The sequence below is a fragment of the Staphylococcus casei genome, from assembly GCF_030294405.1.
GTDB lineage: Bacteria > Bacillota > Bacilli > Staphylococcales > Staphylococcaceae > Staphylococcus > Staphylococcus succinus.
Genome location: NZ_CP125718.1, coordinates 2498299 through 2514072, shown reverse-complemented (window position 1 = coordinate 2514072; position 15774 = coordinate 2498299). Strand labels below are relative to the sequence as shown.

Below are 15774 nucleotides of genomic sequence, written 5' to 3'. Positions count from 1 at the left end.
ATTTTCATAATTAGTAAATAAGCTTGGACAGCTTTTACGTTCTTGTCCAAGCTTATTTATATGTATGATATGTTAATTGAATTAGACGATAGGATTCAAACAAGCCCTCAATATTATAATATTGAGGGCTTGTATAAGCGTTAAGAATTATTTACCTGTGAATAAACCGATGATTTTTTTGATGATGTCGATGATAAATGACATGATTTTTCACCTCGCTTTGTTTTGTTAACTATATAATAATATAATTGCGCGTCATTTTGTTTTGTAATTCCTAAATAGTAATAAAATATGCTTATATGAATTTAAATAAATTTTAAAAACAATTGCGCATCCCTAAGTGTCTTTAAATACATAAATAAAGCACAATCATAAGCTCTATACTAAGCGTCTTTATGATTGTGCTTTTAAATTATTTAATTATTATAATAGATTGATTTAATCAGTGATAGCACCTTTAGAAGCTGATGAAACAAGTTTTGCATATTTCGCAAGGGTTCCTTTAGTAGCTTTTAAAGGAGGGGATTGCCATTGTGCACGACGACGTTCTAACTCTTTATCAGAAACATCGAAGCTAATTTCTAGATTGTCGGCATCGATAGTGATTTTATCATCTTCTTCCAACAAAGCCATAGGACCACCAACTTGTGACTCAGGTGCTGCATGACCAATTACGAGACCATGAGAACCACCTGAAAAACGGCCATCGGTAAGTAAGGCCACAGATTCCCCAAGTCCTTTACCAACTAAAATTGAAGAGGCTGAAAGCATCTCTGGCATTCCAGGTGCCCCTTTAGGACCGGCATATCGTATGACTACAACATCACCAGGTTTGATTTGATTATTAAGAATCGCTTTTGTTGCTGCAGATTCAGAGTCAAAGACACGTGCCGGCCCATTGATATAAGTCACACTAAGCCCAGAAATTTTAGCGACTGCACCCTCGGGAGCAAGGTTTCCTTTTAAAATTACGAGTGGTCCTGTTTCATGTTTGGGTTGATCAAAATTAATTATTTCTTTATTATCTGTAAGGTCTGCTTGATGTTCTAGATTCTCAGCAACAGTTTTACCTGTCACAGTAAGACAGTCACCATGAAGTAAACCTTTGTCGTGTAAAAGTTTCATTACAGCTGGTATGCCACCTACTTCATCAAGGTGTGCCATCACGTATTTACCGCTTGGTCGTAAATCTGCGATATGTGGGACACGCTTACGAATTTTTTCGAAGTCATCTAATGTAAGGTCAACTTCTATAGTGTGTGCAATGGCAAGTAAATGTAAAATCGCATTTGTAGAACCACCTAAAGCCATAACTACTGTAATTGCATTTTCAAAAGCATTTTTCGTCATAATATCTTTTGGATAAATACCTTGTTCTAATAATTTGTATACTGCTTTACCTGCAGCACGACTATCTTTAGCTTTATTAGCTGATACAGCAGGATGAGAAGCACTGCCAGGTAGACTCATACCCATTGCTTCAATTGCCGAAGACATCGTATTGGCAGTGAACATGCCTCCACATGCACCAGCACCTGGGCAAGCAGCACATTCTACTTTGTGCAATGCTTCATCGTCAATTTCTCCATTATTATACTGTCCGACCCCTTCAAACGCGGATACGGCATCGAGATCTTTGCCATCTAAATTACCGGGTAATATCGTGCCTCCATAAACAAATACAGCAGGTAAATTTAGACGCGCGATACCAATCATACAACCAGGCATATTTTTATCACAACCTCCGATAGCTACGATTGCATCAAGGTTTTCTGCGCTGACAACAGTTTCTATAGAGTCGGCAATAATTTCACGACTAGGTAAGGAAAAGCGCATCCCATCAGTTCCCATTGAAATACCATCTGAAACAGTTATTGTATTAAAAATCAATGGTGAGGCGCCTGCTTCACTCACACCTTGCTTAGAAGCACGTGCCAAACCATCGATATGCATATTACATGGTGTAACTTCGCTCCAGGTACTAGCGATTCCAATCATTGGTTTCTTGAAATCTTCATCTTCAAAACCAAGTGCACGTAAATAAGCGCGATTTGGTGTACGGCTCACACCTTCGCTAATAACTTTACTTCGGATACGCAAGTCTTGATGATCTTCGTTATTTTCTATTTCTTTAGTCAAATGATTACCTCCAGTAATGCGAATTAATTATTGTTAGAATAATCTGATAATTTAAAAACTACAAATATTATGGAAATGTGTAAAAATGATGTGCGATATTAGTCGTCTGTGTTGGAGTACGTTTCTATAGCTATTGCTATTCATTAAAAATTCAATTTCAGACGTAAAATATCAAAATAATTTCAATACCATATCGGTACCCACAGTATAGACATATCGGTCACATGTCAATGCTAAATATTGATTGTTCTATGCTACACCTAACGATAATTAAAATGAAAAGTGGAATATGATGCTATATAGTGTGCATTATAGCGCATGGGTTAAAGGGAATTGAACTGGAAATCATATCTAATATAGAGTATATAAGGAGAAAGAGAAACATATTATCTGACGTGTTATGGAATTGCTTACCATTGTAATAATAATGTCATATAAATAATATACTAAATTGAGGCTTTAAGATGTATAATGGGGTGGTGATCATATGTACATAGCGTACAATACAATTTTGGGAGGTTTACATAATTGCGTAAAAAAATAATTGCAACTGTAATAGGGACGAGTGCGTTGGCAGCTGCTACTTCAACGAATGCAGAAGCTGCTTCAACATACAAAGTTAAAAGTGGCGATTCACTTTGGTCAATAGCGAATAAATTTAATATTTCAGTAGCTAAATTAAAATCATTAAATCATTTGACATCTAATGTGATTTTTCCAAATCAGTCATTGAAGGTATCTGGGACAGCGAGTTCTAATACAACTTCTACTACGTCATCAACTTCTACATATACAGTACAATCAGGTGATACTTTATCTGGTATTGCCGCTAAATATGGAACAAGTTATGAAAAGATTATGAGTTTAAATCATTTAACAAGCTTTAATATATATCCTGGACAAAAGTTAAAAGTGTCAGGTACAACTTCGACAAGTAGTTCAAGCAACACAAGTAGTGGTAGTACAACGACTTATACAGTACAATCAGGCGATTCTTTATCAGCGATTGCAGCTAAATATGGAACGACATATCAAAAAATCATGAGCTTAAATCATTTAACAAGCTTCAATATATATCCTGGACAAAAGTTAAAAGTATCGGGTTCGACTTCAACGAGTGGTTCAGGTACTTCAAGTTCATCAGGATATTATACGCCGAAATTTAATCATTCTAATTTGTATGATTGGGGACAATGTACGTGGCATGTATTTAACAAACGTGCACAAATTGGTAAAGGGATTAGCACATATTGGTGGAATGCTAATAACTGGGATACTGCATCAGCAGCAGACGGTTATACTGTAGACCATAGAGCGACGGTTGGATCTATATTGCAATCAGACGCAGGATATTATGGCCATGTAGCTTTCGTAGAATCTGTTAACTCAAATGGTAGTATTACAGTTTCTGAGATGAACTATAGCGCTTCTCCAGGTATTGCTACAACGAGAACAATACCAGCATCACAAGTAAGTTCATATAAATATATTCATTAATTCATTTTATAGATAAAAAAACGTATAGGATACATTGAAGAATCGATGTACCCTATACGTTTTTTATTATATATCAGAAGGTTTGACAGTGCTTACTAAATCATTTGAACGTCTATTTAGATTGGCTGCGCAAAGATTTCACTCGTTTAGCCGTTGTATATAACGTACTTGCTAATGTAAATGTTGAGAAAATTTTAGCGAATTTACGCGGTGATTTCAATGTAGTATAAAAATCAAGTATAGCGCCCACACTTGATATAGTCATGCTTGCATACATTAATTTCTTATTTTTAGATTGATAAGCATACCAATTAAATCCTTCTACTGCTATACCTACAAAGTTAATAGTGTTAGAAACACGATTGAGTTTCGATTTTTTAGCCATTACTTTAGATCCTCCATATTAAGTGTATTGTACAATATTATAGCATTTATTTAGGGAGATGTAGTTAAATCTATGTTTGTATTGCACGCAAAGATGAGATTGAATAATAAAATATGATACCATAAAGTTATGAATGTAAAAAATAGTATGCTCAATTCGTGAGCTGAAATTATTGATACGTGTGAGGTGAATCAAGCATGATTAAATGTGTTTGTTTAGTAGTGAAAGAAAAAGAGCAAATATTGCTTGTACAAGCGAGACATCGGCAAAAGTATTACTTTCCGGGTGGCAAAATAGACGAGGGTGAAACACATAAACAAGCTTTACATAGAGAGTTAAAAGAAGAACTGCAAATTAATATACCAGAAACAAGCTTACATTATATTACAACTGTGGTTGGCGATGCCTATCCTCAAAAAAATACAAAGACTGAACTTAACTGTTTTTATACAACAGAAAAAATAGATTGGTCCAACGTAGAACCTGCCCAAGAGATTACAGATTTAAAATGGATTCATAAAACAGATCGTGAAATAATAGCACCAGCCGTTCTAACGTGGTTAGATAACGATTTTAACTGTAAATTAGAAGATAGCCTTGAATTTGAACCCTATGATGAATCGCTTTTTGATGATGTTCTAGGGATTAATATTGCAGAGTTAGACCTTCAATTCACTAAAACGCCTCAAGAAAATATCGAACTTGCAAAAGCGGATTTAGATAGACATCCGATTTTAATATATAACCAGCAACGACAATGTATTGGATTCTTTACTTTGCACGAAGGGCAAGGTATAGAGCCTTACACTGCTAATCCAAATGCGATATTTTTCAGGTCATTTAGTATAAGTGTTGATTTTCGAGGTCAAGGATATGGAAAGCAAGTTATTCAACAATTACCACAATATGTAAAGCAATATTTTCCAAACATAAATGAGATCTATCTCACAGTAAATAATGATAATGAAAAGGCACAACGGTTGTATAAACATTGTCAGTATGAGTGTGTAGGAGAAGGTTTATTAGCAGATCGACCAGTGTATATTATGCGTTATAGAATATAAAACAATCGAACAACACGTCATGAAAGTTAACACATAGTGTTATTTTACATGACGTGTTTTTGCTATTTTAATTGAGGCATCGTATGATTTTTTCAAAGGGGTGAGAGAATTGAATATGAATGATACGCTATTTCTATTTTTATGTACACTACTCGTTTGGTTGATGACGCCTGGATTAAGTTTATTCTATGGTGGACTCGTACAATCGAAAAATGTTTTAAATACGGTTATGCAGAGTATGTCTGCAATCGTAGTGGTGACATTTGCTTGGGCAATTTTGGGGTTTAGTCTTAGCTTTGGGTCTGGAAATACATTTTTAGGTGATTTTACATATTTAGGCCTGCAACATGTTGGCTTCGGTACTCAAGCAGATATTTCTCCAAATATACCTTTAGCTTTATTTATGTTATTTCAATTAATGTTTTGTACAATTGCAGTTTCTATATTGTCGGGTTCGATTGCTGAAAAAATGAAATTCATACCATATTTGGTATTTGTATTTTTTTGGGTGATTCTTGTATATAGTCCAGTAGCTCATTGGGTTTGGGGCGGTGGTTGGATTGATCAGTTAGGCGCAATTGATTACGCTGGAGGTACAGTCGTACATATTACTTCAGGTGTGTCTGGCTTAGTGCTAGCAATTATGATTGGAGCTGGAAAGAATTTTGATAAACGTCCACCGCATAATCTGATCATTACGCTTATTGGCGCTATACTCGTCTGGGTAGGTTGGTATGGTTTTAATGTTGGTAGTGCGTTGACATTTGATGGTATTGCAATGACGTCATTTGTAAATACAGTCTTAGCAGCAAGTGCGGGTGCATTAGGTTGGTCAGTGATGGAGCATTTAATGAAAAAGACGACGAGTTTGATTGGGATGTTATCAGGCGTGTTGGCTGGATTAGTTGCAATTACGCCAGCAGCTGGTTTCGTTGGCTATATGAGTGCGATAATTATTGCACTTATAGGTGGTGTTTGCTGTTATTTTGCAATCAATTATATCAAAGTAAAGTTGAAATATAATGATGCGTTAGATGCGTTTGGTATACATGGCATTGGAGGCGTTGTAGGTGCAATTTTAACAGGCGTTTTCCAATCACATAAAGTGAATGAAGGAGTTACAAATGGTTTGATCTTTGGAGGCGGCATACAAACAATCACAGTACAAATCATTGCTGTGGTCGTCACAATCATTTTTAGCGGTGTGTTGACTTACATTATTGCGAGAGTCATTGGATTATTTAGTGCACTAGGCACAAATAAAAAAGAAGAAGAACATGGTTTGGATTATGTGGTACATGGTGAACGTGCATATTTTAGTGGAGAATTAAATAAATTTAATAGACGTCCGTGATAATAGTTATCTAAATAATAGTATTTAATAATCAAAAGTTAGTATTTATAGGGACAATACCTTTGTTTAAAGTTTGCTATTAAACATTAATAATAATGAAGTGAACTACTTTTAAATTAAAAGCACCACCAACGCTATTGTGAAATGATAGTGTTGGTGGTCATTTATTAATCTATTGTATGCTCTGATTTTTTATCTATGGGCTTTTCATTTTTAATTAAAACTGAAGATAACCAAGCTGTTATTGGGATACTGATGGCAACAGCGATACCACCTAATAAGATAGAAATGAACTCTTGCACAAAAATCTTAGAATTAATGATGTGACCAAATGAATAATTTAACTTAAAGAACCAGAAAAACAAAGTTAATTGACCTCCGAAATATGCAAGGTAAATCGTATTTGCTGATGTCGCTAAAATTTCTCTGCCTACGCTCATACCTGAATGAAATAAATCTTTTTGGCTTAAATTTGGATTGGCTTCACTTAATTCATACATTGGAGAACTGATTGTGATTGCTAAATCAATAACCACTGCTATTACTGCCAAAACTACAGTGAAGATCATAAATTTCACCATATCTATACCAATGTTCATGGAAAAGATATAGGTCTCGTCTTGTTGCTCGGTAGTGAAACCTTGTAAATGCCCGATTGCAACAGAAAGATAGATGGCAGCAATCAGAATTATCGTAGTTAATATAGTAGCGTAAAACGCTGCTTTAGTCTTAGTATTATAACTATTTAATACAAATAGGTTACACGACGCAATGACGATACAAAAAATGATTGTCACAATGTAAATAGGAGCGCCGAATATAATGACAACAATGGCGATGAGTAAGATGACGAAATTTAAGAATAGCGTCAAATAAGAAATCAATCCTTTTTTACCACCAAAAACAATCATTAAAATGAAGAGTAGGATAGCTAAAATTGTTATTGCACTCATTGTCTGACACCTCTCAATTTAAACCATAATTGCATTAATAAAATTGTGATAGGAATGGTTAAGACGATACCTATACCACCGGTGATTGCCCGGGAAATTTCTAATGACCAATTCATGGAAATGGTGTACGTAATGGTATTTTCATTTTTTAAATATAGGAGTATCATTGGTAAACTTCCTGATAGATATGAGAAGAGTAAAATATTGGTCATTGTCCCCATAATATCTTGACCAATATTACGCCCAGCTAATGCCCATATGGCCATGCTGATGTTAGGTGTACGCCGTAATATTTCATTCATACCACTTGCAATCGTAATAGCAACATCCATAACAGCACCAAGTGAACCAATCATCACAGAAGCAAGGAACACTTCTTTAGGTGGTAATGTTAAGAAAGTCATTGTTTCAAATTTTAAGCCTTGGCCGCCTGTCAGTTGAATAACTAGTTGCGTAAGTCCAATACAAAGAAAAGTTCCGAGTAAGGTACTGATAATCGTGATGAGTGTTCGCCATTGCCAACCGGTGACTAATAATAGCGTTAATGTCGTAGAAATAACAATACCTACACTCATTAAAGCAAACAAACTAACTGTAGGGGATTGGTTGTGAATATAGATTGCTAATACAACAACGATAGTATTAATAATTAAAGATAAAATAGATTGTAAACCGATTTTTCTACCAACGAGCAATACAGTTAATAAAAATAAGCCGGTCACAGCGACCACAAGACTGTCACGTTTTTTCTCTGTAAGGTACGCATCATCTGGATGTTTATCAATATGTAAGAGCACTTTGTTATTTTTTGAAAATGCTTCGCTATCGGCTTGGGATTCTACATAATCATGTTGAATCGTTGCCGTTTTTCCCTCGAATTTACCGTTTAAAATTTTGATTTTTAAAGTTTCCTTATGCTTAATATCTTTATTATGATGTTCATCTGTAATTTGGGAAGTTGATTTATTTTCAATATGTGTAATTTGGCCGATTGGTGTTTGATAAAATTTTTCATTCACAAATGTGAAAATAAATAAACCTACAAAGATAATACAAAATAATAAGATGACCCAATTAAATGGGCGGTTGAATGTTGGTTTCACTGCCATTGTCTTATTTCAATCCTCTCTCTTTATAGACAATGTGATTATACGCCCCTAATATAGTGAATTCAAAGATTTATATGTTCACTGCGTTTAATAATAAGTTAATGATATGTTGCACTTCGACTAAGTAATTGATCAATGGTTGCATTCATAAGTTGTATATCATGTTTTTTATTATCGATACGCGTAACACTACAAATTGTACGTTTGAGTTCTGTATGTTCTAGTGAAATATCTACCCATTTTCCGGGATTTTTATCTAATAAATGATAAGAAGCGGTGATAATATAGGCGCGTTGATGATTTAATAAATATTGAGCTAATTGAGGATGCGTGACTGTACGGATTGGTGATTCAATTACTTTACCTAATATCTGTTTCATACTTTGAGGTAAAGTATAAAGTTCATAAATCAATGTATTTGAAAATTGAGCTAATGGCGGATTGGTAGCCATTGTGATAGGGTCATCTTTTGGTGCATAAATATGATAATTTTCTTCAAATAATGGATTTACTTTTAATGTGTGATTTTGTTTAATTTCATGTGATAATTCTGTAAAGGCGATATCGATTTGATCAGTTAGTAATGCGTTTAAAATTTCGCTTTCTTCCATTAGAATAGGTTCAACTATAGAATTACTTTCGTTTTCGAATGATTGAATGAGTAAGGTGAGAACTTGAGAGATATAACTTTCAACATAACCAATATGAATTACAAAGTGATTCGACTCTGACTGGTTGTGGAATAAACGAATTGTTTCATCTAGTTGTTCGATGATTTTAGTAGCTTCTGAAAATAATTGCTTTCCTTCCTCGGTAAGATAAATATTTCTCCCTTCGCGTTTGAATAAAGTAACTTGTAACTCTTTTTCCAATTGTGTAATTTGGCGACTGATTGCAGATTGTGCAATATCCAATTCAAGTGCTGCTTCAGATAAATGTTCTCTTTTGGCAACTTCTATAAAATACTTTAATTGTTTAATTTCCAATGATTCACCCTCCTAATATTACAATCGTTCTAATAATTAGAATGATATCATCTATTTTATATATTGAACAGATTAATTAACTGCTATATAGTTTACTTACTTATTTAATATTCAGAATTTTCTTAAAAGAGGTGAACATCATGCTCGAATATAATAAAAAATTGGGCTTATATGATAGTCGTGAAGAACATGATGCATGTGGTATTGGATTTTATGCCAATATGGATAATCAAAGAAATCATGATATAGTTGAAAAATCATTAGAAATGTTACGTAGATTAGATCACCGTGGTGGTATTGGTGCAGACGGTATTACCGGTGATGGTGCAGGTATTATGACAGAAGTACCTTATGCATATTTTGCTGAACAAACTGATTGGGATTTACCAGAAGAAGGTCAATATGCAGTTGGAATGTTTTTTACAAATGAGAAAATTGCGGGTTCTCAACATGAAGCCCAATTTAATGCGCATTTTGAAGTTGAAGGATTAACTGTTATTGGTTATAGAGATGTACCCGTAGATGTCAATGCAATTGCTGCGCATGTTGCTGAAACAATGCCTCATATTCAACAAGTATTCGTTGCATTAAACGATGTTTCACATATAGAGCGCAAGTTATTTTTAGCGCGTAAACAAATAGAAAACTATGCAAATCAACAACATTTAGATTTATATTTTACAAGTTTATCTAATAGAACGATTGTTTATAAAGGGTGGTTACGTTCTGATCAAATCAAAGCACTATATAAAGATTTGAATCATGAAACGTATGTATCTAAATTAGGACTTGTACATTCTCGTTTTAGTACAAATACATTCCCGAGTTGGAAACGTGCGCATCCCAATAGACTGTTAATGCACAATGGTGAAATCAATACAATTAAAGGTAATGTGAATTGGATGAGAGCACGCCAAGCAGAACTTATTGAAACTATTTTTGGTGATGATAAAGATAAAGTGAAAGAGGTTGTCGATGAAGACGGAAGTGATTCCGCAATTGTTGATAATGCTTTGGAATTTTTATCTTTAGCGATGGAACCAGAAAGAGCAGCTATGTTAATGATTCCTGAACCATGGTTATACAACAAAGCGAATGATGCGAACGTCCGTGCTTTTTACGAATTCTATAGTTATCTTATGGAACCTTGGGATGGGCCAACAATGATTTCGTTCTGTAATGGAGACAAAATCGGTGCGTTAACTGACAGAAACGGTTTAAGACCGGGACGTTATACGATAACTAATGATAATTATATTGTTTTTTCATCAGAGGTAGGCGTCATTGATGTACCAGAGGAAAATGTGGCCTATAAAGGACAATTGAATCCTGGTAAATTATTATTGGTTGATTTTAAAGCGAATAAAGTCATTGAAAATAATGAATTGAAAGCACGTATTGCAGATGAACTTCCATATGAAAGTTGGTTAAAACAATTTACAGTCGATTTAGACTTAGATCATGTTACTTATCAACCATCGAAATGGGATGAATCTACACTTGAACGTCTACAAAAACAATTTGTCTATACTAGAGAAGAAATGGACAAATATATGACAGAGTTGGTAGAGAGTAAGAAAGATCCAATAGGTGCCATGGGTTATGATGTGCCTGTAGCAGTTTTGAATGAAAAAGATGAAACACTATTCAATTACTTTAAGCAATTATTTGCGCAAGTAACTAATCCGCCTATCGATGCGTATCGTGAGAAGATTGTTACGAGTGAATTGACTTATCTTGGTAGCGAAGGTAATTTATTAAATCCAAACGAAGATGTGTTGAATAGAATTCAACTAAAACGCCCTGTCATCACTGAAGGACAACTAGATGCTATTGAAAATAGTAGGTTTAGTGTGAAGCATCTTTCAACTTTATATAAAGATGATTTAGAAGTTGCATTAGAAGCATTGGGTGATCAAGCGATTCGTGCTGTAAAAGAAGGTAATGAAATATTGGTGCTAAATGATCGTATGCTAGCTACTGAAGATGGCTATGCAATGCCGATTTTGCTTGCAGTGAGTCATATCCATCAGTTGTTAATTAGAGAAGATTTACGTATGCGTACGAGTATTGTCGCTTTATCAGGTGAAACGAGAGAAGTGCATCATGTGGCATGTTTACTAGGATATGGCGCGAACGCTGTAGTACCTTATTTAGCACAACGTACGATTGAACAATTAGTGTTAGATGGGCGTATAGATGGGGATGTTTATGAAAATGTTCAAACCTATACAGATACATTGTCAGAAGGTGTCATTAAAGTCATGGCTAAAATGGGTATCTCTACTGTGCAAAGTTATCAAGGAGCACAAATATTTGAAGCAATTGGTCTTTCAGATGAAGTTGTTGAAAAATATTTCACAGGTACACAGTCAAAATTGTCAGGTATATCTATAGATATGATTGATAAAGAGAATAAAGGAAGACAAACGCCTAAAAGTGAATATTTAGAGTCAGGTAGTACATTCCAATGGCGTCAACAAGGTCAACATCATGCCTTTAATCCGACATCGATTCATTTGTTACAGCATGCTTGTCGTGCGAATGACTATGCAAAATTCAAGCAATTTTCAACAGAAGTAAATCATAAACGTACGGATCACATTCGACACCTCATGGAGTTTAAGAAACGTGAAGCGATTGATATCAGTGAAGTTGAACCAGCGAGTGCAATTGTTCAACGATTTAATACAGGTGCAATGAGTTATGGTTCTATTTCTGAAGAAGCACATCAGACACTTGCAGAAGCTATGAATAGAATGGGTGGTAAGAGTAATAGTGGTGAAGGTGGTGAAAACCCTGAACGTTTTACTATCGACGAAGAAGGGCGGAATCATTCAAGTGCGATTAAACAGGTGGCATCAGGTCGTTTTGGTGTAACAAGTGATTACTTGCAACATGCAAAAGAAATTCAAATTAAAGTTGCACAAGGTGCTAAACCGGGTGAAGGGGGACAACTACCAGGTACGAAAGTGTATCCATGGATTGCAGAAGTGAGGGGCTCCACACCAGGTATTGGATTGATTTCGCCACCGCCACATCATGATATTTATTCTATTGAAGATTTAGCTCAATTAATTCATGATTTAAAAAATGCTAATAAAGATGCAAATATTACGGTGAAGCTTGTTTCTAAAACAGGTGTCGGTACGATTGCAGCTGGAGTTGCTAAAGCATATGCAGATAAGATTGTTATCAGTGGTTATGATGGCGGAACAGGTGCTTCACCGAAAACAAGTATTCAACATGCAGGCGTACCTTGGGAAATTGGTTTAGCTGAAACGCATCAAACATTAATGTTAAATGATTTGAGATCAAGAGTTAAAGTTGAAACTGATGGTAAATTACTTACAGGTAAAGATGTTGCCTATGCTTGTGCTTTAGGGGCTGAAGAATTTGGTTTTGCGACTGCCCCATTAGTGGTTTTAGGTTGTATCATGATGCGTGTTTGTCATAAAGATACTTGCCCAGTAGGTATTGCGACACAAAACCAAGACCTACGTGCATTATATAGAGGTAGAGCGGATCATGTCGTTAACTTTATGCACTTTGTTGCTGAAGAACTTAGAGAAATATTAGCTGAATTAGGATTGAAATCTGTTGATGAATTAATAGGTAGGACAGACTTATTGCAACGTACGACAAACTTGGCTTCGCGTCGTCCGAAAGCCGCTTCAATGGATGTCGAAGCATTATTATATCAACATGAAGGTGACCGCTTCAAAAAAATTGAGCAAAATCATCATTTAGATATTGGTTTTGACCTTACAGCATTTTATCCTGAAGCGCAATCTGCTATTGAACAAGGTAAGTCATTTACAGGTGAATACCGTTTAAATAATGAACAACGAGATGTAGGCGTAATTACAGGTAGTGCCATTACGCGTGTGCACGGTCGAGAAGGCTTACCTGAAGATACAATTTATGCTAAAACGATGGGCCATGCTGGACAAAGTTTGGCAGCATATACGCCAAGTGGATTAACGATTCATCATACAGGCGATGCAAATGACTACGTTGGTAAAGGCTTATCTGGCGGTAAAGTTATTGTAAATGCGCCAAATAAACAACGTGAGCGTGAAATTATTGCTGGTAACGTTTGTTTCTATGGAGCTTCACATGGTAAAGCGTTTATTAATGGTAAAGCAGGAGAACGTTTCTGTATTCGTAATAGTGGTGTCCACGCAGTAGTTGAAGGCATTGGAGATCATGGGCTTGAATATATGACTGGAGGACGTATCGTTGTACTAGGCGATGTAGGTAAGAACTTTGGCCAAGGCATGAGTGGTGGCGTAAGTTATATCTTCCCTTCAGACATTGCACAATTTAAAGTAGATAATAGCCTTGATACATTGGATTTTGAGGCGATTACAGTTGATGAAGAACGTGCTGTACTCAAAGAAATGTTAGAAGAGCATGTGAAATATACAGATAGCACAAAAGCTAAAGCGATATTAGCAGATTTTGAACATGTGGCTAATAAAGTCGTAAAAGTTATACCAAAAGATTACAAACTTATGATGCAAAAAATAGATTTACAAAAACGTGAGTCAAGCGAATTAGATGAAGCATTATTAAATGCATTTAATGATAAGCGTACGCATATAGAACCAGAACAACAACTGACTGCTGTATATTAAACATAGAGGGGGGATTTGTCATGGGTGAATTCAAAGGATTTATGAATTATGACAAACAACAACTACATGAATTATCATTAGTTGAACGCTTAAATAACCATGAGGCGTTCCAACAAAGATTTACTAATGACGAAGCAGCGCAACAAGGTGCGCGTTGTATGGATTGTGGCACACCGTTTTGCCAAACAGGTGAACCATTTGGTAGAGAAACCATAGGTTGTCCTATAGGGAATTATATTCCAGAATGGAACGAGCTCGTATATAGACAAGATTTTAAAACGGCATATGAACGTTTAAGTGAAACAAACAACTTCCCAGAATTTACGGGGCGCGTTTGTCCAGCACCCTGTGAACAATCATGTGTAATGAAAATCAATCGGGAATCTGTTGCTATCAAAGGTATTGAAAGAACAATTATAGATGAAGCTTATGAAAATGGTTGGGTTCAACCCACAATTCCTAGTGAACGTAAAGCTGAATCAGTAGCCATCGTAGGAAGCGGTCCAGCTGGTTTAACTGCCGCAGAGGAATTGAATAAATTGGGGTATAATGTGACAGTATATGAACGGGCGCATGAACCAGGTGGATTATTAATGTATGGTATTCCTAATATGAAACTAGATAATGATGTCGTACGTCGTCGAATCAGTATAATGGAACAATCTGGTATAGCATTTGTAACAGATACAGAAATTGGTGTTGATATAAGTCATGAAGAACTAGATGAAAAACATGATGCAATCATCTTATGTACAGGTTCACAAAATGCCAGAGATCTACCATTAGAAGGACGTATGGGATTTGGTATTCATTTTGCGATGGATTACCTAACGGAACAAGGACAACTTTTAAATGGTGAAATTAGTGAGCCAACAATTTCAGCAGAAGGTAAAAATGTTATTGTTATTGGTGCTGGTGATACAGGTGCTGACTGTGTGGCGACGGCACTTCGAGAAAATTGTAAGTCCATCGTTCAATTTAATAAATATACAAAACAACCTGAAGAAATTGAATTTGATGAGAATACGTATTGGCCGCTTGCTATGCCAGTATTCAAAATGGATTATGCACATAAAGAATATAAATCACGTTTTGGTTTTGAGCCACGTGCTTATGGTGTACAAACGATGCGTTACGACGTAGATCATATCGGTAACGTTAAGGGTGTTTATACTCAAATTCTTGAAGAGACAGATGAAGGTATGGTTGTGGTTGATGGTACTGAACGTCATTGGCCAGCAGATTTAGTGTTATTATCTATCGGTTTTATTGGTACTGAAACGACAGTTCCGCATGCTTTTAATATTCAAACTGAACGTAATAAAATTGTAGCGGACAATAAAGATTTCAGAACGAACCAGCCACACATTTTTGCGGCGGGTGATGCTAGAAGAGGGCAAAGCCTTGTTGTATGGGCAATTCAAGAAGGTAGAGCAGTCGCAGATTCTGTTGATCAATACTTGAAAGAAAAAACACTTGTTTAACATAGTAAAAATTATTGACTTTTATAGCGAGCTATAATATTATAAATATTGTGTTCGTTTGGAGGAATACCCAAGTCCGGCTGAAGGGATCGGTCTTGAAAACCGACAGGGGCTTAACGGCCCGCGGGGGTTCGAATCCCTCTTCCTCCGCCATTATTTTTAA

General features: G+C 35.6%; 10 protein-coding genes and 1 tRNA gene. 6 read left to right on the top strand and 5 right to left on the bottom strand.

The annotated features are described in order from the left end of the window. Positions 1 to 438: 438 nt before the first annotated feature. Positions 439 to 2139, bottom strand: a complete 1701-nt coding sequence (gene ilvD / locus QMO72_RS12240; RefSeq protein ID WP_103266404.1) for a dihydroxy-acid dehydratase — start codon at positions 2137 to 2139, stop codon at positions 439 to 441. 528 nt (positions 2140 to 2667) lie between these two features. On the opposite strand from ilvD, the gene QMO72_RS12235 reads away from it, so the two are divergent. After that, positions 2668 to 3636, top strand: coding sequence for a LysM peptidoglycan-binding domain-containing protein (locus tag QMO72_RS12235; RefSeq protein WP_103266403.1), 969 nt, complete (start codon positions 2668 to 2670; stop codon positions 3634 to 3636). A 112-nt stretch (positions 3637 to 3748) separates the two neighbouring features. Here QMO72_RS12235 and QMO72_RS12230 read toward each other — a convergent pair whose 3' ends face one another. Further along, positions 3749 to 4021 carry a hypothetical protein gene (locus QMO72_RS12230; protein WP_103266402.1) on the bottom strand — a complete coding sequence of 91 codons (273 nt, stop codon included), beginning with the start codon at positions 4019 to 4021 and terminating at the stop codon, positions 3749 to 3751. Between the two features lie 197 nt (positions 4022 to 4218). Between QMO72_RS12230 and QMO72_RS12225 the strand changes: the two genes are divergently transcribed. Continuing rightward, positions 4219 to 5085 (top strand): GNAT family N-acetyltransferase, encoded by an 867-nt coding sequence (locus QMO72_RS12225; protein WP_103266401.1) that lies wholly within the window; start codon positions 4219 to 4221, stop codon positions 5083 to 5085. Between the two features lie 109 nt (positions 5086 to 5194). Next, entirely contained in the window at positions 5195 to 6439 is a 1245-nt protein-coding gene (locus QMO72_RS12220) for an ammonium transporter (RefSeq protein WP_103266400.1), read from the top strand. Positions 6440 to 6606: 167 nt separating this feature from the next. On the opposite strand, the gene QMO72_RS12215 is transcribed toward QMO72_RS12220, so the two are convergent. The 3 genes from QMO72_RS12215 to gltC all read right to left on the bottom strand — a co-directional run bounded on the left by QMO72_RS12215 (position 6607) and on the right by gltC (position 9487). Further along, positions 6607 to 7392, bottom strand: a complete 786-nt coding sequence (locus tag QMO72_RS12215) for a YibE/F family protein (RefSeq protein WP_103266399.1) — start codon at positions 7390 to 7392, stop codon at positions 6607 to 6609. After that, on the bottom strand, positions 7389 to 8501 hold the full coding sequence (locus tag QMO72_RS12210) for a YibE/F family protein (RefSeq protein WP_103266398.1): 1113 nt from the start codon (positions 8499 to 8501) through the stop codon (positions 7389 to 7391). Before QMO72_RS12210 ends, QMO72_RS12215 begins: the two co-directional genes overlap by 4 nt. Positions 8502 to 8599: 98 nt before the next feature. Next, positions 8600 to 9487: a glutamate biosynthesis transcriptional regulator GltC gene (gene gltC, locus QMO72_RS12205; RefSeq protein WP_103266397.1), complete on the bottom strand. Its 888-nt coding sequence runs from the start codon at positions 9485 to 9487 to the stop codon at positions 8600 to 8602. A 140-nt stretch (positions 9488 to 9627) separates the two neighbouring features. Between gltC and gltB the strand changes: the two genes are divergently transcribed. The 3 genes from gltB to QMO72_RS12190 all read left to right on the top strand — a co-directional run bounded on the left by gltB (position 9628) and on the right by QMO72_RS12190 (position 15764). Continuing rightward, positions 9628 to 14127 carry a glutamate synthase large subunit gene (gene gltB / locus QMO72_RS12200; protein ID WP_103266396.1) on the top strand — a complete coding sequence of 1500 codons (4500 nt, stop codon included), beginning with the start codon at positions 9628 to 9630 and terminating at the stop codon, positions 14125 to 14127. A 20-nt stretch (positions 14128 to 14147) separates the two neighbouring features. Next, positions 14148 to 15611 carry a glutamate synthase subunit beta gene (locus QMO72_RS12195; protein WP_103266395.1) on the top strand — a complete coding sequence of 488 codons (1464 nt, stop codon included), beginning with the start codon at positions 14148 to 14150 and terminating at the stop codon, positions 15609 to 15611. A 60-nt stretch (positions 15612 to 15671) separates the two neighbouring features. Continuing rightward, positions 15672 to 15764 (top strand) — tRNA-Ser (locus QMO72_RS12190). The last annotated feature ends 10 nt before the right edge of the window (positions 15765 to 15774 follow it).

Coding starts and splice junctions, on each gene's coding strand:
- QMO72_RS12230 (WP_103266402.1), bottom strand. CDS start 4,021: ATGGCTAAAAAATCGAAACTCAATCGTGTTTCTAACACTATTAACTTT.
- QMO72_RS12225 (WP_103266401.1), top strand. CDS start 4,219: ATGATTAAATGTGTTTGTTTAGTAGTGAAAGAAAAAGAGCAAATATTG.
- QMO72_RS12215 (WP_103266399.1), bottom strand. CDS start 7,392: ATGAGTGCAATAACAATTTTAGCTATCCTACTCTTCATTTTAATGATT.
- QMO72_RS12210 (WP_103266398.1), bottom strand. CDS start 8,501: ATGGCAGTGAAACCAACATTCAACCGCCCATTTAATTGGGTCATCTTA.
- gltB (WP_103266396.1), top strand. CDS start 9,628: ATGCTCGAATATAATAAAAAATTGGGCTTATATGATAGTCGTGAAGAA.
- QMO72_RS12195 (WP_103266395.1), top strand. CDS start 14,148: ATGGGTGAATTCAAAGGATTTATGAATTATGACAAACAACAACTACAT.